Origin of the sequence: Pontibacter sp. E15-1 (assembly GCF_022601975.1) — a bacterium.
Classification (GTDB): Bacteria; Bacteroidota; Bacteroidia; order Cytophagales; family Hymenobacteraceae; genus Pontibacter.
On sequence record NZ_JAKVIR010000006.1, the window covers coordinates 62,242 to 85,178 of the forward strand.

The window sequence follows — 22,937 nt, forward strand, 5'->3', positions numbered from 1 at the left end:
AACTTAAGTGCAATGGACGCCGATCAGCATATCATGGTTTCGGCCTATGCCGATGACAGCGGGAAAACGGTTGTGGTGGCTATAAATTACCAGGCACAGGAGCAGCAACTGAAGCTAAAAGGGATCGGAACAGCGAAAACATACCGCAGCTACAGCACCACTGCCACCCCAGATGATAATCTAAAGGCGCAGCCGGTGCAAAAAATAAAGGACGACAGCGTCAGCCTTCCGCCCCGGTCTATTACTACGCTTGTTATTGATGGGACTAATTAGCAGATGGCTTTTTGTAGCCCATACTTGAAATATGATACGCATGAAGAAGTTAACCCTTGCCCCTGTAGTAGCAGCCCTAACCCCGCTTGGCTTTACTCCGTGCATCGTGCAGGCCCCGCGGCAGGTACAAAACATTTCCGTACTGGTCACTAAACCCACTGCTACGGTACATCTTCAGATCATACCATTATCCTAAGCATATGAAGAAGAAAGTTATTGGGCTATCCCTCGCGCTTCTGAGCCTGACCGCAGGTATAAGTATGGCGCAAAAAGACGTGAAGCAGCAGGCATTCCATAAGTGGGCAGCCACACCGTCTATGGGTTGGAACAGCTGGGATAGCTACGGGCCAACCGTAACGGAAGAAGAGGTTAAAGCCAATGCCGATTATATGGCAAAACACCTGAAGTCATCGGGTTGGGAGTATGTGGTGGTGGACATCCGGTGGTATGTAAGTAACGACAAGGCTCACGGCTACAACCAAACCGACCCGCAGTTTAACATGGATGAGTACGGCCGTTTGATTCCGGCGACGAACCGTTTTCCTTCCGCTGCAAACGGGAAAGGCTTCAAGCCGCTTGCAGATTACATTCACAGCAAAGGCCTGAAATTCGGTATTCACATGATGCGGGGTATACCGGTGGTGGCCGTTGAGCAGAAAATGCCGATAAAAGGCAGCAGCGCCCGCGCGCAGGATATCTATTCGCCGGATGACCAGTGCCGCTGGCTCCGCGACATGTATACCATTCTGCCAGATAAAGAAGGAGCACAGGCCTACTACAACTCTCTCTTCGAATTATATGCCGACTGGGGCCTTGACTTTATAAAGATAGACGACCTCTCCTCTCCCATCTATTTTGAAGGAGAGATAGAAATGATCCGCAAAGCAATTGACCGCACCGGCCGCAAAATTCTGCTCAGCACCTCACCCGGCGAAACACCCATTAACAAGGCCGCACACGTGCAGCAGCATGCCAACATGTGGCGTACCGTAGGCGATTTCTGGGATAGCTGGCTGCAGCTGAAAGAGCACTTCGACGTGTTTGCCCGCTGGAACGAATACCGCATGCCGGGCGCATGGCCCGACGGCGACATGCTGCCAATGGGCCGCCTGAGCATCCGCGGCGAGCGCGGCGATGACCGCATGACCGCTTTTACCAAGGACGAGCAGTATACCCTCATGACCCTATGGACCATTTTCAAGTCGCCGCTGATGTTTGGCGGCGACCTGCCCAGCAACGACGCGTTTACCAACGCGCTCCTTACCAATAAAGAGGTGCTGCAGGTGCTTAACTCCAGCACCAACAACAAAGAGCTTTTCCGCACCGAAGAGCAGGTGGCCTGGGTTGCCGACGACCCCAAAACCGGAGATAAGTACCTTGCCCTGTTTAATATAGCCGACCAGGTAGAAGCGCAGGAAAACAAAGCGGTGTGGAAAAGCGCCATCATCAGCAGAGATACAAAAGGTGGCGGACAAGCTGTAAGCGTGGACATAACCGGAGCGAAAAAGCTTTACCTGGTTGTAACAGACGCAGGCGACGGGATTGAATGGGACCATGCCAACTGGATCAGGCCGACCCTTTACAATGGCAAGGACTCGCTGCAGCTAACCTCCCTGAAGTGGGACAAGGCAAAGGCTGGCTGGGGGAAAGCGCAGGTAAACAAAGGCGTGGCCGGTGGTCCGCTGGCGGTAAATGGCAAACAGTACACCGATGGCATCGGGACCCACTCGAGCTCTGTGTTAGAGTACACACTGCCCGAAGGGTATAACCGCTTCAAAGCATTTGCTGCCCTGGATAAAGCCGGAGCAGAGCAAAATGTGGGTGCCACAGTGAAATTTATGGTGTTCACCGAAGAGCCTGCAGGCCCAAAGCCGCCTGCCTCCGCCAAAGTAGTGGTGCAGCTGAAGGAGTTGGGCTTTGATGCCGCCAACGTGAAAGACCTCTGGAGCGGCAAAGACCTGGGAGAGTTTAGCGGTGAGTTTGCGCCGGAACTGAACCAGCATGGCGCCGGACTCTATCGGTTGAAAGCGGTGAAGCGGAAGAAAATATAAGGGAAAAGTATGCTGGCACGAACGATAGCAGCCTGATGGAGAAGTATAAAATCCGGTATGAGCAGAGGAATATTATAAAATTGCGACTAATAACTTCTTTGCCAACCAAAACGGACGGAAATAAAGCAGCCTTACACTTCATACCTTAGGCTGTAATAGCTTTTTAAAAGCTGGCAGGAGGTTATTGTTCTCTCCCCAACAGTGCAAAAAAGAGAATGACATTGTTAAATTTTACACAGCGTTATGATATTAATTTAAAAAGTGTAATATTAACAGTTATTCTGGCATCTATTGTAAACTACCTACTGAAATTGCATGTTCGCCAGCGGTTGCTCTAGCGTGTATTATGAGATTGTTGTTATCAATAATTTGCTTGCTTTCGTTTGGTGGCATCAAAGGATTTAATATTTTTTATCCGGATAGCATACAGTCGAGCCATGCCTTCCCGAATCTGCTGATTACCGGAATTCGGATATTCAACAAGCCTGTTACCCCGGCAGACAATATTCTACAAGAGGAGCAGAGCTTATACTTGGCGGATAATGTCATTCTGCCCTACGACAAAGCGTTTATCTCTATTGATTTTGGCGCGCTGGAGTTTACGGCCCCCGAGAAAATTTCATACGCTTACAAACTGGAGGGATGGGACAAAACGTGGAACTACACCGACAAGCACCGCACCGCCAGTTACTCTAACTTAAGAGAGGGAAATTACACGTTACGAATCAAGTCTACCAACGCTGCGGGCATCTGGAACAAGCGGGAGCGGGTCGTGCATCTTCAGGTGCTGCCGCCCTGGTACAGAACCTGGTGGGCGTATGGCGTTTATGCTGCCCTCGTGGCCGGGCTTTTATATGCCTGTAATTATTACCGTACAAACCATAACCGCCTGAAATTTGAACTCAGTATTGCCGGTGTAAAAGCCGATAAAGAAGCGGAGCTCAACGAGAAAAAGATTTCTTTTTTTACCAATGTGTCACACGAGTTCCGCACGCGCTTAACGCTTATCATAAACCCGATCAAAGAGCTGCTGGAAAGGAAGCAGGAAAGAGTTAATATCCAGGAGTTGGCTGCGGTATACCGGAACGCCCACCGCCTGATGAGCCTGGTAAACCAGGTGTTACTTTTCCGGAAGGCGGATAGTGGAGAAGATGTGCTGAAAGCCGGCCGGCTCAACATTGCTGCTGTCTGCGAAGAGGTATACCGGAGTTTTGTGCATCAGGCAAAAACGAAGAAAATAGAATATGTGTTTGCGTGTGCAACCAAAGAGATCGAGCTCTATGGCGACCGTGAGAAACTGGAAATATTGCTTTTTAACTTACTTTCCAACGCCTTTAAGTTTACCCCCGCTTCCGGAAAAATAGCCTTGCGTGTGCAGGAGGAGGAGCAGGTAATGCTCTCGGTAGAGGATAGCGGTTGCGGCATTCCTGCTGAGACCGGAGATAAACTGTTCGATAAATTTTACCAGGTATATGGTTCCGGCAAAACCAACACTGGCGGCTTTGGCATTGGGCTATACCTGGTTAAAAAGTTTGCCGAGATACACAATGGCGAGGTTTCCTACCAAAGCGAACCTGGTAAGGGCACCATTTTTAGGGTTTTGCTGCCGAAGGGCAAAGAGCATCTGCCAGCAGCGTGTAATGCAGAGGATAACGTGGAACCATCTGCTATCTTAAACGAACTGCGGGATACCCCGATTGTGGTAGACGAAGCAACTGAAAATAGGTCTGAGAATCTATTGAAAGGAGCATTAGTGACGGATAAGGACTCGCTGTTGCTGATAGAGGATAACGGTGAGATACGGCAGTATGTGAAGCAGATTTTCAGGAGCAACTATACCATCTATGAAGCCGCAAACGGGGAGGACGGCCTGGCGCTTGCCCAGGAGCACGTGCCGGATGTAATCATCAGCGACCTTAGGATACCGGGTATGGACGGCCTGGAGCTGTGCAGCAAAATAAAGAAAAACCCCTCGCTTAATCACATTCCTATTATCTTATTGGCGGCCAGTTCATCGCCTGAAGTCAAGCTGAAAGGTATAGAGAGTGGCGCGGTAGCCTATATCACAAAGCCGTTTGAGAAGGAGATGCTCATAGCCAGAGTAGAGAGCGTCTTGAAAACCCGTGACAGCCTGCAACGCTACTTCTACAACGAAGTAACGCTTAAAACCAATAAGCTGAAGATTTCAGCCGAGCACAGCGATTTTCTTGCCGCATGCATCGAAATTATTGAGCGAAACATGGAAGACCCTAACTTTAAGGTCAAGGCATTTGCTCGGGAGATGGGTATGAGCCAGTCGAACCTTTACATAAAAGTGAAAGAAATCTCTGGCAGATCAGTAAACGATTTTATGCGCCTTATCAGGTTACGCAAAGTCGCACGCCTGCTCATTGATAAGGATTACAGAATAAATGAGGCTGCATTTGAGGCGGGATTTAGTGACATAAAACATTTTAGAGAGCAATTTAAAAAGTTGTTTGGACTAAACCCCTCGGACTTTATAAAAAAATACAGGAAAACACTGCATAAGCGCTATACGCTAAAGGGCCAGGTTATCGAAGGAAAAGACAAGGCTGATGACGAAACAGTATAAGGTGTACTCTAATTTTTGAATGTCTACAGAAGTTACTGTGGGTATAAGCTCGTGTTTATCCTTTCAAGGTTGTAGGTAAACTGACCCTCTCAGTTCTTCGTGCCTCTACTACCCGCGGATGAAATTATTCTAAAACGCAGCATAAATATGCTGAATTTTGATGGAGAAACCTGCCCTGCTGTATCTGTAAAGCGGGATGAGGCAAGATGATTAATGTGTAATCGGTCTACCAAAATAGGCACCTGTAGCTATTTCCTGGGATATATAAGTGTATGGCGTTCGGTTGCTTCGCAGAATTGTATTCAATTTATTCTGTAGCGTAAATTTTTTTCTTCAAAAGTTTTATATTGTCAAATATACACTTATATTTGATTAGTCACTCACTTAGCAGAAGGTATTGGGTATGCTGTTAAGCTGTGCGGTTTTATCAGGTCTGAGTATAGCTTGAGAAGACGCCTCAAAATACTAGTCCTGAATAATTCATTGCGGATACGCCGGCATGGCTCGGATGTTTGAGAAACGATTTGCAGTTTCAGCAGTAAAGCCTAACTGTTGACCTGCAGCGTGATAACCAGAATCAAAGCAATCCTTTTGAGAATTACAGGAGAATTATTCCTGAGTAAAGCGGATATAAGAAACACCAAGACCAAGCTTCACAAGCTTTTAGGCTTGCTTCAAAATACATTTTGAATTTATATGTAATTGATTACTTACATCTCTTCTCATACTTTGGATATGACAAAGCTAAGTAACGATAAAGAAATACAAAATGCCCTTTTTAGTGGCTTCATGATGCTATTAGGTATTATTGGCAACATGGCATTGTATACTAGCTGTGCGCTACTTATAGAACCTCAAGAAGAAGTGTCAATTACAGCTCGTGAACATGAAGGGCTGCAAAAAGCTGCAGTTTTCATCTTGTCCGGCTATGCAACGGAGAGTCCTTCGTGGTATGTTTCTACTAAAGCAAAGTATAACTCGATATAAATAAGGCAGGCCGCTGGCTAAGCTTTCGCTTAATAGATATAAAGCAGTCCCCTTTCCAAAAATAGGACTGTACCACAAAATGATTTAAAAGGCATTTTGTATAGTCTTTCGAAAGGTCGTGTTTCAACAAACCCGGCTTATTCAATTAGTAGAAGAGCTATGCGCGGCACTGTTTAGAAATGCTTTTTCAACTAAAAGTCATAATAGGAGGCAAAAAGGGCCGGATCAATCGGAGCTTGTGCAAGCCTGCCATTCCAGTAGGAAAACACAATGCCAATTAGGGTGCTTTTCTCCTTACAAATAGAATTACACAATAAGATCTTTTCTCAAATTTCCGCCACCTGGCAAGTAGTGGACAATGTATGCCTAAAATAGCTGGGCACTTACAGCTATGGCGCATTTATAGGGCGTCCATAGCAACACTATACCTAAATAGAATATTGCATAAATAACCTATACATGCAGGGGCTTCATTAGATGCTATATAATTGTAATTTATTTAGGAAGTGGTATGTGGATTTAGTTGCCATGAAAACTTTATAGCAGACATTTTGCGCGGTAGTTGAATTAAAAACTTGGAAGCGGAAGCACAAGCTTAACAAATGTCTGATATAGGCCTGTTTACTGGTAAAATAAGCTTTTAAAACACGATTAATACAGATTGGTGTAAGCATGCCCCCCTTGATTTAGAAAATTCCCCCCTATCATTAAGGAGGAAGAGTCGCAGTTTTGTCTATGATTATTAGAGAATATTCCCTCTGATTATACGATTTAAGTATCTATGTGTGTTGGTATTATTTTGTGATGACCTGTAGCGTGATAAGTTCGAAAATGTAGCAATAGGCGATACCCTTAAATAAAGCAAGGGTACTGGCAATACAAGCTTCGCCAAAGGCTGATGCCGATCACAGACATACGGAGTTAAGGGATTTGATGCAGGCAGAAAATACAGTTGGATGAAAGGGGGAGGAGATAGGGAAAAACAAATTTATGTGAAAGCTGCGGTTCTGCCTGAGGAGTTTTAAGAAAAGAAATTTGAATCACGATTAGTCAAAAAGTAACCACGTGCAATTATGGGAATAAGTTTACAAAAAAAGAAGTGGCTACTGGTGGCCATGGGGCTAAGTTTAAGCTTTGCTCCTTCATATGCTCAGCGTAGCATGTATGCAAGCAGCACTCCCAGTAAGGCTGCTGAAAATAGCAGGGCGCAAACCATTGTGCTGAAAGAAGTGCCAAGAAAGCCCGAAAGAGAAGTAGGAGGCACCAGACAAACCCAGGTAACCGTTAGCGGAAATGTAGTCTCTAAGGAAGACGGCTCTGCGCTGCCCGGAGTAAATGTGGTACTCAAAGAAAACCCAGGGATTGGCGCTATCACAGATGGGAATGGAGATTTCTTGGTGTCAGTGCCTAACGGAACAGGTACACTTGTTTTCTCCTTTATTGGCTTCCTGACGCAGGAGGTGCCTATCCAGAATAAAAGTCAGATCAATATCGTATTGGCCACTGACACCAAATCGCTTGAAGAAGTGGTGGTGGTGGGTTTTGGGGAGCAGCGAAAGGCCAGTATGGTTAGCTCCATCACTTCAGTAAGAGTAGGAGATCTTAAAACGCCATCAGCAAACCTGACAAACGCCATTGCCGGACAGGTGGCCGGTGTTATCTCCTTCCAGCAAAGCGGCGAGCCAGGTATGGGAACTGACAACTCAACCTTCTATATCCGTGGTTTATCCACGTTTGGTAGCGGAAAGCGCGACCCGCTTATCCTGATTGACGGTATTGAGTCTACCCAGACAGACATGGCCCGCTTGCAGCCCGACGATATATCCGATTTCTCGGTGCTGAAGGATGCCGCCGCCAGTTCTATTTATGGGGCCAGAGGCGCAAACGGTGTGGTATTGATTAACACCAAATCCGGTAAAGAAGGCCCCGTACGCTTAAACTTCAGGGTAGAGAACCGAATATCTACCAACACGAAAAACTTTAAGTTAGCAGACAACATTACTTATATGGAGCAGGCAAACGAGGCTGCCATTGCCCGCTCTCCTAACGCAATTCCAATCTATTCGCCAAACAAGATCAATAGCACGCGCGCTGGTGAAGACCCATTCCTTTTCCCGGACAATAATTGGCTCGATCAGCTGATAAAGCCATACACCATTAATCAGGGGTATAACCTTAACCTGAGCGGAGGTACACCCAAAGGCCGCTATTATATAGCAGGTACTTATAACAGGGATACCGGAGTGCTAAAGGTGGATCCGATTAACAGCTTTAACAGCAATGTCAGGCTGAACAACTACTCCATCCGATCCAATGTTGAGTTAGATGTTACCCCATCCACGAGGCTGATTGCCAGGTTTTACGGGCAGTTTGATGATTACAGCGGCCCTATCGGAACCAGGGATGCTTGGGGTAGGCTGAGAAGCGGTGGCGAGACCACTTTTGATAATGCCTTACGAGCAAACCCGGTGATGTTTCCGGCAGTGTATCCCAAAGATAAGCTCCCTTATGTAGAGCACCCCCTCTTCGGTTCGTCTCGTACCCTGGACGGCGACGCGGTCGAAACCTCTACGCTCTTTATGAACCCTTACGCCGAAATGGTAAAGGGCTACCAGACGTATAAAAGCTCTAACTTAAATCCGCAGCTTGAGCTGAAGCAGGATCTGAATTTCCTGACAGAAGGATTGAGCGCCCGTGCGATGACTTATGTGAAGAGAACATCGTTCGTTGCCCTCGATAGGTATTATAATCCGTTTTTTTATTCTGCTACGATCAACCCGGAAGATGGAAACTATAGCATTGGCGTGCTTAATGACGGTTCTTCCACTTCTATCGGAACGGTAGGTACAGAATACCTCAACTATAACGAAATCGACAAAACGATTTCATCACAATTCTGGCTACAGGGCGCTTTGGATTACAACAGGACCTTTAACCAGAAACACGCGGTTGGCGGTTTGTTGGTGTCCTACATATCAAGCTTTGAAGCAAGCAACGCCGGAACCTTAATCCGCTCCCTGCCCAACAGAAACCACGGTGTATCCGGTAGGTTTACGTACGGCTACGACGATCGCTATTTGGCTGAGTTTAACTTTGGCTACAACGGTTCGGAGCGTTTTGCCCAGAAAAAGCGGTATGGATTCTTCCCCTCTGCAGGCATTGGCTATCGCATCTCAAATGAAGGCTTCTTTGAGCCTTTGTTAGGTGCGATACCAAACATGAAGCTGAGAGCAACCTACGGCCTTGTTGGCAACGACCAAATCGGCAATTCAGATCAGCGGTTCCTGTATATGTCTAATGTCAACCTGAACGATGGTGGGTATGGCGCTTCATTTGGTAGAAACGATGGAGCCGCAACCTATTACAGACCAGGTGTTTCCATCTCAAGATATTCTAATGATAACATATCCTGGGAGCAGTCCAGGCAGATAAACCTGGGTATGGACCTGAACTTAAACCTGTTCAGTGGAGATCTGGAACTGATCGTTGATGCCTTCAAGCAGTACAGGTCAAACATACTGCAGCCTGTTACCTACATCGATAATGCCTCCGGTTTAATGGCACCGCTTTTTTCCAACTATGGCAAGGCCGAAACTCAGGGGGTCGATTTATCAATGCGGTATAACAAGAGTGTCTCCAGAGACCTGAGCGTCGAGATGAGAGGGACGTTAACCTTCGCCACCAGCAAAGCAGTTAAGGTTGATGAATTGATTTACCCGAGCGAGCTCATGCATTTAACCAGAAGAGGGCATTCGTTGGGCCAGGAATGGGGATTTATTGCAGAGCGTTTGTTCATTGACAACGAGGAAGTGGCAAACGCGCCGGTGCAATTCGGCGATGCCGGACTGCAGGCCGGTGATATCAAGTACCGCGACATTAACGGTGACGGTGTGATCAACAACGATGACATGGTGCCGCTCGGCTACCCAAGGCAACCTGAGCTTCTCTATGGCTTTGGTACCAATATACGGTACAAAAAGTTTGACATGAACGTGTTCTTCCAGGGGTCTGCCCGCTCTACTTTCTTTATCAACCCCGCTGCCATTCAGCCCTTTGTCCAGAGTCGCGGTTATCAGAACGGTCTGCTACAGGTTGTTGCAGACGACCACTGGTCAGAAGACAACAGAGACCCTTATGCTTTCTGGCCCCGCCTGAGCACTTGGCAAATAAACTCCAATAATGTTCAGTCCACCTGGTGGATGCGTAACGGCGACTTCCTGAGACTGAAAAACGTTGATTTCGGCTACAATGTGGGCAACATAGAAAGGCTGGGGCTGCAAGGTGCCCGGGTATACTTCTCCGCTACCAACCTCTTCGTGCTTAGCAAATTCAAAATGTGGGATGTTGAGATGGGAGGTAACGGCTTGAATTATCCGATTCAGTCAGTGTATAACCTTGGTGTTAATTTTAATTTTTAATTCAGGTAATTCAAGAATACCATGAAAAAAGAATCTATACTCCTAAAAATAGCACAGCTTAAAAAGGTGATGCGCGTAACGCGGCTCCGGATGCATAAACCCGCAGGCGGAGCGAAGCGATTGAGCTGCCTTGCCATCATACTGGCGCTGTCTTTCACTTCCTGCAACGATTACCTGGACGTAGTGCCGGATAATGTTGCCACCATGGAGCATGCCTTTAAACTGCGCAATGAGGCAGAGAAGTATCTGTTCACCTGTTACTCCTTTCTGCCAAAGAACGGCGACGGGTGGTTTAACGGCGGGCTGATGTCTGGCGATGAAATCTGGCTGCCGCAGTCGAGTCAGGTGCACTGGCACCCGGCATTCAGGATTGCCCAGGGGCAGCAGAACAAAGACGCTCCCCTGTTTGATGAATGGGGAGGAGCCCGCAAAGGAAACGACGGCAGATCCAACTACCTGCGGATATGGGTAGGCATCCGTCACTGCAATATTTTCCTGGAGAACATCCGGGACGAGGACAAGGTGCCCGACCTGACGCTCGACGAGCGCACCAGATGGATTGGCGAGGTAGAGTTTCTGAAAGCCTATTACCATTTCTACATGATGCGCATGTATGGTCCAATTCCGATCCTGGATGAAGCCCAGCTTGAAGAGGAGCCAACGGCAAAGCGCATGCCCATCAAGGATTGTGTGAACTACATTTCTGACCTGCTGGACAAGTCTGTGGAGAAGCTGCCACAACGCATTGTTGACGGAAACAACCAGTTGGGCAGGGTTACCCAGCCCATTGCACTGGCCGTTAAAGCGAAATTATGGTTGTATGCAGCCAGCCCCCTGTTTAACGGAAACAGCGATTTTGCCAACCTCAGAGACAAAGAGGGAGTGGCGTTGTTTGATCCCGCTTACGATCCGACCAGATGGGTAAAGGCCCGTGATGCGGCTAAGGCTGCCATAGAGGCCGCCGAGCAAAACGGACACGGCTTGTACGAGTATCGGAACGATGTGCTGAACCTGAGCGAAGAAACGAAAACCCAGCTGAATATCCGGAATGCGGTAACAGACCGATGGGGCAAAGAGCATGTATGGGCATTGTCTAACTCTTATTTTGTAAACGAGGCGCTCTGCATGCCCCCACTGGAGAGAAGCAGCAACAGCAATCGGTTTCAGATGCAGGGAGCATGGTCAGCACCTTTGAAAATAGCTAAAATGTTCTACACCAAAAACGGTGTGCCAATCGAGGAAGACAAGACGCTGGACTATAGCAACTACATGGATCTTAGAAAAGGCGGTGCAGAAGAACGCTTCTATATTGAGCCTAACCAGACGACGGCCCGACTCAATTTTGACCGTGAACCCCGTTTTTATGCTGATTTAGGCTTTGACGGCGGCATCTGGTACATGAAAGACGGCAACGAAACCGGCAGCGATGTCAACACCTTTTTTGTGAAGAGCAAAAACAACGAGAAAGCCGGGTTTGGCCACTTCACGAACTGGAGCGAAACCGGTTACTTCATCAAAAAACTCGTGCACTGGGAATCGACTACCAGAAGCAGTAACGCGCCAACCTGGAAACAGTATCCCTGGCCAGAAGTAAGGCTGGCGGATTTATACCTGATGTATGCCGAAGCGCAAAATGAAGTAGAAGGGGGCTCGCCCTTAGCCATCGAATACCTGGATAAAATACGAACCAGAGCCGGCCTGATGGGTGTGGTAGAGTCGTGGAGCAATTTTTCCAAGAACCCCGCTAAGTATACCACTCAAGACGGGTTGCGTCAGATTATTCAGCGCGAGCGGTTGATTGAGCTCTGCTTCGAAGGCCACCGCTTCTGGGATTTAAGAAGATGGAAACTGGCGGCCGAGGAGTTGAACAAAGACATCACCGGAATGAATATTTTGGGGAAAACCGTGGAAACCTACAACAATGAGCGGGTAGTCTTCAGCCAGAAATTCATTACGCCACGCGATTACTTCTGGCCAATCGGCAACTGGGATATCAGAAGAAACCCGCACCTGGTGGAGAATTTAGGATGGTAATTAAAGAAACTGTTACGATGAAGAAAATGAATCTACGAAATATAAAAACAGCGTTGTTCCTGTGTCTGGGAATACTGGCAACAACAGCGATGGTTTCCTGTGAGGACGATCTGGAGTTTAGAGAGCCCATAGGTACGGATACGACCGTTCCGGGCAAGGTAACAAACGTAGGTGTGGAAAACATGGCAGGCAAAGCGAAAATCACCTACTCACTGCCCGACGTAAAAGACCTGCTATACGTGAAGGCTGTGTATGAACTTGCTTCGGGTAAGTCAAACGAAGTAACCTCTTCTTATTACAGCAACAGCATCCTGGTAGAGGGTTTTGCTGATACCGTTGCGCATGAGGTAAAGATTTATGCCGTTAGCCGGAGCAATGTTTCTTCTGAGCCTGTTTCCGTCACCGTTAAACCTCTGGAGGCGCCTATCTGGAAGGTGTTCAAAAGCCTCCAGATTGCGAATGCTTTTGGTGGCTATAATTTGTCTGCCGCGAACACTGATGCAGACAACGTTTCCATCATCATCATGAAAAAGAATGTTTTTAGAGAGTTTGAAGTAGACAACCAGAAAAGTGTGTTTACCTCCACAAAAAACATTCTCTCCAAGATAAGAGGCATGGACACGCTAACCCATGAGTTCAAAGTGTTTGTAAAGGACAAATGGGGGAATTCAACCGACACAAGCACACATACTATAAAACCTTTGTTTGAGGCGGAGCTTCCCAAGTCCGCATTCAGGGCTTTGGTTTTACCGGGAGATGCACCGCAGGTAACCAATGGTGCCCGTCTGGAATATGCCTGGGATGGGCGTTTAGGATGGCCATGGGTAAGCTTTACAAACCAGTTTACAGGAGGGAGCGATCCCCACATGATCACCTTCGACACCGGTAGACTATCGAAGCTAAGCCGGCTCTGGATTCGTGCTTTCCCGGAATGGGTACCGACAGAACAATTCTATTACCTGACCACCATGAAAAAGTTTGAGGTGTATGGTTCGGAAAACCCATCGCTAAGCGGCGCTCTGGACGAAAGCTGGGTATTACTGGGGTCTTACGAAGTGGTGAAACAGTCTGGCACCCCCTACGGGCAGGACACGCCAGAAGACAGGCAGAGAGGCGCTGCCGGTTTTAACTGGGAACTGGACCTGGACGCGCCGAAAGTGAGATACATCAGAATCAGATGCCTCGAAAACTTTGCAGGCGGTACAGCCCAAAGTATCAATGAGTTATCGGTGTATGGCGATACACGCGACTAGGTAAAATCATTTCCTGCTATACCTGGCAACCGACGGGTGCAGCAGCAACGGCTAAAAACAACATATCATGAGAATAATTTCTAATATACATAAGCTAGGCATAGCAGTAATCGTGTTGCTGTGCTCTGTTACCCAATTTTCCTGCTCGAAGTGGGACGACTTTAAAGAATACACCAAAGATGGGGAGATCGTTTATACCGGTAAGCTGGACTCGGTAGAGGTGTTTTCAGGTAAAGGCCGCGTAATGCTCCGGGGAGAGTTTAACGCCGATCCCAAAATCAGGATGACAAAGATTTACTGGAACGACTACAAGGATTCTATTGAGTTTCAGACTGAGGAGGTGTCGAAGGGGGCTATTTTTGAGAAAACATTTGCTGTGGACGAAGGCGTGAAAAGCTTTGTGATATACAATTATGATGGTGCCGGAAATCGCTCAGTTGCCGTAAACGCGGTAGGCACCTCTTTCGGAAGTGCTTACCGAAGAAAGATAAACAACCGTCTTGTTTCCTTGGTTAATTTCGATGCGGATGGCGTCACTATTAATTGGGAGGCCATGGATTTGTCTACCGGACCTCAGTATACCGAGCTTGAATATGCGTTGAATGGGGAGACAAAGCATATGATCATCCCTATTTCCGAAGCCAGCACAAGACTTGAAGGACTGAGCACTACGACACAAATCAAGTACAGAACCATCTTCAAACCTGAAGAGTCCAGCATTGATACATTTGCAGTCGCTTACAAAAATTATGAGATCAAATTCATCCCAAGGCTTAAAAACAACAGAGTGCCCTTTATCGCAGCCTCCAGAAAGGACAGGTGGGGTACGCTGGCCGATTGGATAACCAACGATGCCGCGAAAATACACGCTGGCGGACATGGGGGTTGGGATGATTGGAATGGCAACATCTTTAACCTGGAATCAGGTTGGGGAGCACCTGCCATCATAAATGGCAAAGTATACCAGAGCCTTGAGTTGGAACCCGGTACGTATACCTTCGAAATTTCTGATCTAATGAATACGAACTTAACGCAGGATGATAATGCCTACCTGGTTGTCGCGCTTGGAAATACATTGCCTGATGTGGAACTGGTAACTACTGCTATAGGGTATGTAAAAGTAGTTGAAGGAAAACCTGTTGGTGAGCTTCACGTGAAATTCACCCTTACGGAGACATCGTTGGTTAGTATGGGCTTTTTGACCACACAACCAGGGGACACGCCAGGCAGATTCTGTAACATCCGGGCCTTTGACTTTTATCAGAACTAATAATTGGCCAATATAGCATTGCACCTGCTTATTGAGTAAGAGCATGTTTAAAATTCATCTTTTGGGCTACAAAACGTCCATCAAGGAACCTGACTTCACCTTTTTATTGCCCCATAGCGCTGCTATGCGGCTCAAAAAACGCCTCGTCAGAACCCTTCCTGAACATTTTTCGCTTCCAAAAATGAAATTTAAACATGCTCTAAGCTTAGGAACTGCGCCTATGTAGAAGTAAGCTATAATACCACTATCAATTGATGAGCGCATCCAGCCCTGCCTTTCATTAGTGCAATTAGCCTATTGAAAGGCGCTGGGGTGGGTTGTTCTGCACAAACGCTTCCACATGCGCAGAGTCTATTTGATAACGGCATAAATACGTACCTTGGATGAGGTAAGCCTGACAGGCCCAGGCTAGCCGCCCCGAACAGTTGACAGCATGAGCAGACAGCCGCAGTACACGATTAAAGATATAGCGCAGGCGTTGGGCGTGTCTGCCTCCACCGTTTCCAGGGCGCTTAGCGATCATCCCCACATCAGCGACGAAACCAAGATTAGGGTGCGCGAGCTGGTGCAAAAGCATGATTACCGGCATAATGCCCTGGCCTCAAGCCTGCGCAACAGCAAATCGAACACCATCGGCCTGATCCTCCCACGGTTGTCGCAGTACTTCCCGTCCACGGTGGCTACGGCTATCCAGAACAAGCTGCACGGATACGGCTATAACCTCATGATCTGCCAGTCGAACGACTCGCCGGAGATGGAGCGGGAGCTGGTTAACGCGCTGTACGCCTCCAGGGTAGCTGGGCTAATTGTTTCCACCACGCTGTATACCAATGATTTTTCGGCCTTCGATATTTTTGCGAAGAGCAATATCCCGCTCGTTTTTTATGACAGGGTACCCCAGAACTATCCGGCCCATGTGGTGCTGGGCGATGATTATGCAGGGGGGTATGCGGCAACCCTGCACCTGTTGCAGCAAGGCTGCCGCCGAATCGCCCTGCTCAGCGGGCCCCTGACATGCAGAATATACCAGGACAGGTATAACGGCTATCTGGCCGCGCTGAAAGAATATGCCGTGCCGTTTGACCAGAGCCTTGTATACTCTCATGAGCTGACAAAAGAAAATGCACTAAAATCCAGTGAGGCGATCTTGTCTGGGACTGCATTGCCAGATGCCGTTTTTGCCTGCAACGACACGGCCGCCATTGCTGTTGTAAAGACTGCCAAGCAGCATCAGCTACGCATCCCGGAGGACCTGCTCGTGGCAGGCTACTCCAATGATCCCCGCGCTGAAATCATCACACCGTCTATCACGTCGGTAGAGCAGTTCCCTTATGAAATGGGCGAAAAGGCTACTATGTTAATGATGGACCTGCTTCAGAACAAAATCACGCAACAAGGCCGCTACATCTCGCTAAACACACCGGTAAAGTTGATTGCGCGTGAGTCGAGCAGGAGGGCAGGCGTGGGCGCTGTTGCCGAAAGCGGTGAGGATATGGACTCGTCAGCACAGTAGCCCAAACAGAACAGATCGAAACGACAGACAGCCGCTTAACAGGCGATGAGAATGCACCGATCTTGTCCCGAGTTGCTGTAAGGATCCGTTAGCATGGCTTTGATATCCCTCAGATTTTTATTATAATGCACTTATACCGATATCAACACCTAAGCACGCATAACACGCATTCATACTTAAGTGACTTAAGTGAAATTTCCTTCTTGAGAGGGGTGGGGTGTTTTTTGCTTCTTCCGGATGAGCGGGGCCAAAGTGTAAATACTGCTAGTGGTACTATAAAGCAGCAAAACAGGGTAGAACTGAGTCATTCGGAGGAACAGAATGCTTTTGCCACCCATGTGCTTTGTAACTGCAGCCAAGGGAAAAATGAGTGTATACTCGTTTAATTTTTTGGAAAAAGTCGGTAAAATTATTTGGTGTCAAAAAACATTTTATAATTTTAAAGAGCCAAAGCTTCAGATAATCAACAGTTTTCCTTTAAAAGGAAGCACTTTTCGGCAAAAACGCATTTCCATAACGAGGTATGATGCATTATTCAAAACAGCCTTACGCATAACGGTAGGGAACAGAAAAATTTATTCTGACTGTAGTATGCAAACGTTTGCAGGTTTTGAATAGCCACGTTTGGCGAACGCTTTCTAAGGTATTTTTTTAACACTATATGCAATCGTTTGCAGGAGTCTTTTATCATTAACAGAACAACCAATGAACAACGAAAACAACACCCGCTACGCCGTGAGCGCAGCCGAAACCAAACAAATGGACACAGCCGCCTTGCGGGAGAATTTCCTGATTGAGGAGGTGTTTGTGCCTGGCCGCGTGAGCCTCACTTATACGATGTATGACCGCTATATCGCCGGGGGGGCAATGCCGGTGGGCGAGCCAGTGGCCCTGGAGACTATGGATAGCCTCAAGGCATCTTACTTTCTGGAGCGGCGCGAGATGGGCATCATCAACATCGGCGGTACCGGCACGGTGCAGGCCGATGGCGCATACCATACCCTCCAGAACAAAGAAGCGCTATACCTCGGGCGCGGCACAAAAGAAGTGGTTTTCGTGAGTGAGGATGCCCAGAATCCAGCCAAGTTCTATATCAACTCGGCACCTGCGCACCACGCATACCCGGCCAAAAAGGTGACGCGTGAGCAGGCCGAAGTCGTGCAGCTCGGCAGTCCGGAAACCTCGAACCAGCGCACCATCACCAAGCTGCTGGTAGCGGGCGTGATCGAGACCTGCCAGCTGCAGATGGGAATGACGGAGCTCCAGAGTGGCAGCGTCTGGAACACCATGCCAGCCCATACCCACGACCGCCGGATGGAGGTATACCTCTACTTCGATGTGGCAGCGGAGCAGTCGGTGTGCCATTTTATGGGGCCACCCTCCGAAACGCGACATATCTGGATGCAGAACGAGCAGGCCGTGATTTCCCCGCCCTGGTCTATCCATTCCGGCGCAGGTACCACCAACTATACCTTTATCTGGGGTATGGCCGGCGAAAACCTGGACTACAGCGACATGGACGGCTGCAAAGTAACAGACTTAAGATAGGCATCAGACAAAAGCAGAATATGATATTACAGCAATTTGATCTCACAGGAAAAATCGCCTGGGTAACCGGCGGCACGCACGGGTTGGGTATGGCCATGGCCAAGGCATTGGGGCAAGCCGGGGCCACGGTGGTGGTCAACGGCAACTCCTCCCGCGAGAAACTGGACCAAGCCGTGAAATATTACGAGGCAGAGGGCATCAAAGCCCACGGCTTTATGTGCGACGTGACAGACCAGCAGCAGGTGCGGGCCGAGGTGGCAACCATCACTCAGGAGATCGGCCCGGTGGATATCCTGGTCAACAACGCCGGCATCATCAAGCGCACCCCGCTGGTAGACATGGAGCTGGCAGACTGGCAGCAGGTCATCGATGTGGACCTGACCTCCCCCTTTATTGTGTCGCAGGCCGTGGTGCGGGGTATGATCGAGCGCCGAGAGGGCAAGATCATCAACGTTTGCTCGATGATGAGCGAGCTGGGCCGCCAGAACGTGGGGGCTTATGCAGCTGCCAAAGGAGGCCTGAAAATGTTGACGAAGAACATGGCTACGGAGTGGGCGAAGTTCAACATTCAGGTAAACGGAATCGGGCCGGGTTACTTTGCCACCAGCCAGACCGCGCCCCTGCGCGTGGAGGGGAACGCTTTCAACGAGTTTATCCTCAACAGGACGCCGGCTGGCAAATGGGGCGACCCAGACGAGTTGGGCGGCGCCACGGTGTTTCTGGCCTCGCGCGCCAGCGATTTCGTGAACGGCCAGATCCTGTATGTTGATGGCGGCATTCTGGCTACCATTGGCAAGCCGCACGGCGAGGGGTAAAGACTGGCATCGGGTTTTTCAGACAGGCTTTGCCTGCTCTTATACCAATAGGAATACTGTATAAGTATGTATGGCTGACAGGAGCCATACCATGCCGAATGTTAGGTAGCATCTTTATAAAGATCATTAATGTTTCATCATGTACACAATGAGGAGCCAAACGCACTGTTTGGCTTTTCTTTTATTTTGTGTATATTATACACTTATTGCTAGTGTGATCTTTTACCTGATGCTTTTCTATACTGTGATTGTGTAGAGCGCACCAGATTTTATACCTGTTTATCAATGAAAAAGCCCGACTTCCTGTATAAAACCCTGAGCCTGCTGTGCTGCGCTTTGGCACCTTTTTTTGGGCTTGCCCAGAACCATACCCTGGAAAGCTTCCCGCTTTCGTCGGTGCAGCTGCTGGAGAGCCCTTTCCGGCAGGCGCAGCAGACGGATATGAAATACATCCTGGCCCTGGACCCGGACAGGCTGCTGGCTCCCTACCTGCAGGAGGCGGGTTTGCAGCCCAATGCCAAAAACTACGGCAACTGGGAAAACACCGGGCTGGACGGGCATATTGGCGGGCACTACCTCACGGCCCTCTCGCTGATGTATGCCGCCACGGGGAACACGGAACTGCAGCAGCGACTCACCTATATGGTCGATCAGTTGGAGCGATGCCAGCAGAAAAACGGAAACGGATACATCGGGGGCGTGCCGGGGGGCGAGGCCATGTGGCAGGAAATTGCCAACGGCAACGTGCAGGCGGAGTCGTTCTCGCTCAACGGCAAATGGGTGCCCTGGTATAACATCCACAAATTGTACGCCGGGCTGCGCGATGCCTACCTGATAGCCGGCAACGAAAAGGCCAAGGACATGCTCGTAAAGCTGTCGGACTGGAGCATCAGGCTCACCCACAACCTGACGGACGCGCAGATGCAGGACATGCTGCGCAGCGAGCACGGGGGTATGAACGAGGTGTTTGCCGACGTGGCCGCCATCACCGGCGACCAGAAGTACCTGGAGCTGGCACGCCGCTTCTCGCACCGCTCGGTGCTGGACCCGCTGCTGGCCGAAAAAGACGTGCTGAACGGCATGCACGCCAACACGCAAATCCCGAAGGTGATCGGCTACAAGCGGGTGGCCGAGGTGGCCGGCGACCCCGCGTGGGCAGCGGCGGCGGACTTCTTCTGGGGCACGGTGGTGAACAACCGCACGGTATCTATCGGGGGCAACAGCGTGCGGGAGCATTTCCATCCGGCGGATAACTTCTCGTCGATGGTCGAGTCGAAGGAGGGGCCGGAGACCTGCAACACCTACAATATGCTGAAGCTGTCGAAACAGTTATACCTCTCCAGCGCCTCCACCGACTACCTCGACTACTACGAGCGCGGCCTCTACAACCATATTCTCTCGTCGCAGCACCCCACGCGGGGCGGCTTCGTGTACTTCACACCGATGCGGCCACGGCATTACCGGGTATACTCGCAGCCGGAGGAGGGCTTCTGGTGCTGTGTGGGCTCGGGGCTGGAGAACCACGGCAAGTATGGCGAGCTCATATACGCCCATCAGGACCAAAACCTGTTCGTGAACCTGTTCATCCCCTCCACCCTGAACTGGGAGGCGCAGGGGCTCGAGGTGACCCAGCAGACGCGGTTTCCGTTTGAGGAAGCCACAAAGCTGCTGCTGAAGCTGAAGAAACCGCAAAAGTTCGCCCTCTCCATCCGCCGCCCCGCCTGGGTAAAGCCGGGAGGTATGGCAGTGCGCGTGAACAATAAGGAGGTGAAGGCGCAGGACAACGCAGCGGCCTACGTAACCGTGGAGCGGAAGTGGCGCTCAGGCGATGTGGTAACCGTGTCGCTGCCAATGGAGACGAAGGCTGAGTACCTGCCCGATAACTCGCGGTGGGTGTCGTTTGTGCATGGCCCCATTGTGCTGGCCGCCGTCACCGACACCACCGATCTGCAGGGTTTGGTTGCCGATGGAAGCCGTATGGGGCATATTGCCAACGGCCCCCTGTACCCTGTGGAGGAAGCGCCGGTGCTGGTTACAGACAAACAAGACCTGGCAGCGGGTATAAAGCCGGTGGCAGGCAAGCCGCTTACCTTTACCGCCTCCAGCCTCATCGCATCCGACAGGTATAAAAACGTAGAACTGGTGCCCTTCTTCCAGGTACACGACGCCCGCTACATGCTGTACTGGCCGGTGGCGAGCCCCGAGGAGATGGAGGCCCGCAAGGCGGCGTTGCATGAGAGAGAGGCCGCCAGAATGGCGCTGGAAAGCATGACCGTGGACCAGGTGGCCCCCGGCGAGCAGCAACCGGAGTCGGACCACAACTACAAAGGCGACAAAACCGAATCTGGGGTATACCGCGACCGCCACTGGCGGCATGCCAGCGGCTGGTTCAGCTACGACCTGAGGGATGCCAGTCAAGAAGCACGGAAGTTGCGCGTCACATACTTTGGCCTCGACAAAGACCGCACGTTTGACATCCTGGTGAACGGCACCCTGCTCAAAACCGTGACATTGGACGGCTCCCACGGGGACCAGTTTTTTGAGGAGGATTATACCTTGCCAGAAAGCCTGCTTGCCAAAAAAAGCAAGATGCTGCAGGTGAAGTTCGTCGCGCACAAAGGCTCCGTGGCAGGCGGTATATACGAAGTGCGGTTGATGAAATAAGACTATATATAATCCTGAAAGAGGCTGCCTCTTTTGCTTTGCACCATCAACGCCACCCAGGTGAAGACCGTGAAAATTCTGAAAAAATACGGTATACCCATTTCTCCAAAGCGTGTCTCTAAAGGATGCGCTTTGGAGATTTTTTGTTTAGCTTGAGTTTTAAGCGCAACACAATAACCATACGATGATAAGGAAATATAGACCACGGCTAACCCCAGCCACCCGAACATACTGTCTGATGCTCTTTCTCTGCCTGCAAAGTATAATGCTCCACCCGGCATCGGCGCAGCGAAAAAAGCAAACCACGAAATCCGACCGGGAGGTATGGCTGCAGCACATGGACAAAGTGGCGCGGCCTGTGCTGGAAAACCTGGCGGCAGATCAGCTGAAGGAGAAAATGCCAGTAGCCCTCTCAGACCGGATCGATAACAAAGAATCGCGGACGCAGGTGGCTTATCTGGAGGCTTTTGGCCGCGTGATGAGCGGCATCGGACCCTGGCTGAATCTGGAAGGCGGCTCGAAGGAGGAAGTGGCCCTGCGCGACCAGTACCGCCAGTGGGCCCTGAAAGCGGTGGCCAACGCCGTGAACCCCGCTGCCAAAGACTATATGCGCTGGGACGGCGGACAGCCGCTGGTAGACGCCTCGTTTCTGGCTCTGGGCCTGATCAAGTCGCCCTGGCTGTGGGAGCACCTCGACAAGCAGGTGCAGGAGCAGGTGGTTACGGCTTTTTTAACCACCCGGAGCACCGTGCCGGTATACAGCAACTGGATCCTGTTCTCCGGTATGATCGAGGCGTTCTTTGCCAACTACGGCCTGGACTATGACCCTGTGCGGGTAGAGTTTGGCATCCGGGAGTTCTCGGAGCACTGGTATGCGGGCGATGGCATGTACTCGGATGGGAACAACTTCGCGCTGGACTACTACAACAGCTATGTGATCCAGCCTTATCTGGCCGTGATGCTGGACGTGGCCGGAAAGCAGAATAACCGCTACAAGAGCTATTCCCCCACGTTCGGTCAGATCAGCAAGCGCTACGCCGAGATACAGGAGCGCCTGATCAACACCGACGGATCATACCCTGTGCTTGGCCGGTCCATCGCCTACCGGGGCGGGGCCTTTCACCACCTCGCCGACATGGCCGCCCGGCAGCAGTTGCCGGAGTCCTTAAAACCTGCGCAGGTACGCAGCGCGCTGACTGCCGTGCTACACAAGACACTGGATGCGCCGTCCACTTTCACCAAGGATGGCTGGTTGCAGATCGGGTTGTATGGCTATCAGCCGGATGCCGCCGATTTTTATATCACCACCGGAAGTTTATACCTCTGCGCCGCTGTTTTCCTGCCGCTCGGCCTCCCCGAAACAGACACGTTCTGGTCGGCGCCGCCAGCCCCCTGGACGGCCGTGAAAGCCTGGGCCGGGCAGGATTTTCCGGCAGACCACGCGCTGCACCTGCACTAAGCCGGAGCCGCGGCAGCATCCTGATCCTTTGTTGCCCTGAAACCGGGCCCCGTGCAGTA

At 50.1% G+C, this 22,937-nt stretch carries 13 protein-coding genes; all 13 read left to right on the forward strand.

Annotation, left to right across the window (positions count from 1 at the left end; genetic code table 11):
• Positions 1-12: 12 nt before the first annotated feature.
• The 13 genes from MKJ04_RS05595 (at position 13) to MKJ04_RS05655 (ending at position 22,878) form a co-directional block, all read left to right on the forward strand.
• Entirely contained in the window at positions 13-273 is a 261-nt protein-coding gene (locus tag MKJ04_RS05595; protein ID WP_241640075.1) for a glycoside hydrolase family 30 beta sandwich domain-containing protein, read from the forward strand.
• A 200-nt stretch (positions 274-473) separates the two neighbouring features.
• Positions 474-2,324 (forward strand): NPCBM/NEW2 domain-containing protein, encoded by a 1,851-nt coding sequence (locus tag MKJ04_RS05600; protein WP_241640077.1) that lies wholly within the window; start codon positions 474-476, stop codon positions 2,322-2,324.
• A 373-nt stretch (positions 2,325-2,697) separates the two neighbouring features.
• The gene (locus MKJ04_RS05605) at positions 2,698-4,917 is read left to right on the forward strand and encodes an ATP-binding protein (protein ID WP_241640078.1); all 2,220 of its coding nucleotides are present in this window, start codon (positions 2,698-2,700) and stop codon (positions 4,915-4,917) included.
• A 735-nt stretch (positions 4,918-5,652) separates the two neighbouring features.
• Positions 5,653-5,904, forward strand: a complete 252-nt coding sequence (locus MKJ04_RS05610; RefSeq protein WP_241640079.1) for a hypothetical protein — start codon at positions 5,653-5,655, stop codon at positions 5,902-5,904.
• 1,160 nt (positions 5,905-7,064) lie between these two features.
• A complete protein-coding gene (locus MKJ04_RS05615) occupies positions 7,065-10,322 on the forward strand; it encodes a SusC/RagA family TonB-linked outer membrane protein (protein ID WP_241640080.1) in 3,258 nt (1,085 codons plus the stop codon).
• 21 nt (positions 10,323-10,343) lie between these two features.
• The gene (locus MKJ04_RS05620; RefSeq protein WP_241640081.1) at positions 10,344-12,356 is read left to right on the forward strand and encodes a RagB/SusD family nutrient uptake outer membrane protein; all 2,013 of its coding nucleotides are present in this window, start codon (positions 10,344-10,346) and stop codon (positions 12,354-12,356) included.
• 26 nt (positions 12,357-12,382) lie between these two features.
• A complete protein-coding gene (locus MKJ04_RS05625) occupies positions 12,383-13,609 on the forward strand; it encodes a DUF4959 domain-containing protein (RefSeq protein WP_241640082.1) in 1,227 nt (408 codons plus the stop codon).
• 67 nt (positions 13,610-13,676) lie between these two features.
• Positions 13,677-14,879 carry a DUF4998 domain-containing protein gene (locus tag MKJ04_RS05630; RefSeq protein ID WP_241640083.1) on the forward strand — a complete coding sequence of 401 codons (1,203 nt, stop codon included), beginning with the start codon at positions 13,677-13,679 and terminating at the stop codon, positions 14,877-14,879.
• A 433-nt stretch (positions 14,880-15,312) separates the two neighbouring features.
• Entirely contained in the window at positions 15,313-16,392 is a 1,080-nt protein-coding gene (locus MKJ04_RS05635; protein ID WP_241640085.1) for a LacI family DNA-binding transcriptional regulator, read from the forward strand.
• A 705-nt stretch (positions 16,393-17,097) separates the two neighbouring features.
• Entirely contained in the window at positions 17,098-17,940 is an 843-nt protein-coding gene (kduI, locus tag MKJ04_RS05640) for a 5-dehydro-4-deoxy-D-glucuronate isomerase (RefSeq protein WP_241640087.1), read from the forward strand.
• Between the two features lie 20 nt (positions 17,941-17,960).
• Positions 17,961-18,755 (forward strand): gluconate 5-dehydrogenase, encoded by a 795-nt coding sequence (locus MKJ04_RS05645; RefSeq protein WP_241640089.1) that lies wholly within the window; start codon positions 17,961-17,963, stop codon positions 18,753-18,755.
• 285 nt (positions 18,756-19,040) lie between these two features.
• Entirely contained in the window at positions 19,041-21,419 is a 2,379-nt protein-coding gene (locus MKJ04_RS05650; RefSeq protein ID WP_241640091.1) for a glycoside hydrolase family 127 protein, read from the forward strand.
• A gap of 238 nt (positions 21,420-21,657) precedes the next feature.
• Entirely contained in the window at positions 21,658-22,878 is a 1,221-nt protein-coding gene (locus tag MKJ04_RS05655) for a DUF2264 domain-containing protein (RefSeq protein ID WP_241640095.1), read from the forward strand.
• Positions 22,879-22,937: the final 59 nt, after the last annotated feature.

What these genes read in the sequence shown, in the direction of transcription:
- MKJ04_RS05595 (WP_241640075.1), top strand. Translation starts at nt 13, where the DNA reads ATGGACGCCGATCAGCATATCATGGTTTCGGCCTATGCCGATGACAGC.
- MKJ04_RS05600 (WP_241640077.1), top strand. Translation starts at nt 474, where the DNA reads ATGAAGAAGAAAGTTATTGGGCTATCCCTCGCGCTTCTGAGCCTGACC.
- MKJ04_RS05610 (WP_241640079.1), top strand. Translation starts at nt 5,653, where the DNA reads ATGACAAAGCTAAGTAACGATAAAGAAATACAAAATGCCCTTTTTAGT.
- MKJ04_RS05615 (WP_241640080.1), top strand. Translation starts at nt 7,065, where the DNA reads ATGTATGCAAGCAGCACTCCCAGTAAGGCTGCTGAAAATAGCAGGGCG.
- MKJ04_RS05620 (WP_241640081.1), top strand. Translation starts at nt 10,344, where the DNA reads ATGAAAAAAGAATCTATACTCCTAAAAATAGCACAGCTTAAAAAGGTG.
- MKJ04_RS05625 (WP_241640082.1), top strand. Translation starts at nt 12,383, where the DNA reads ATGAATCTACGAAATATAAAAACAGCGTTGTTCCTGTGTCTGGGAATA.
- MKJ04_RS05630 (WP_241640083.1), top strand. Translation starts at nt 13,677, where the DNA reads ATGAGAATAATTTCTAATATACATAAGCTAGGCATAGCAGTAATCGTG.
- MKJ04_RS05635 (WP_241640085.1), top strand. Translation starts at nt 15,313, where the DNA reads ATGAGCAGACAGCCGCAGTACACGATTAAAGATATAGCGCAGGCGTTG.
- kduI (WP_241640087.1), top strand. Translation starts at nt 17,098, where the DNA reads ATGAACAACGAAAACAACACCCGCTACGCCGTGAGCGCAGCCGAAACC.
- MKJ04_RS05645 (WP_241640089.1), top strand. Translation starts at nt 17,961, where the DNA reads ATGATATTACAGCAATTTGATCTCACAGGAAAAATCGCCTGGGTAACC.
- MKJ04_RS05650 (WP_241640091.1), top strand. Translation starts at nt 19,041, where the DNA reads ATGAAAAAGCCCGACTTCCTGTATAAAACCCTGAGCCTGCTGTGCTGC.
- MKJ04_RS05655 (WP_241640095.1), top strand. Translation starts at nt 21,658, where the DNA reads ATGCTCTTTCTCTGCCTGCAAAGTATAATGCTCCACCCGGCATCGGCG.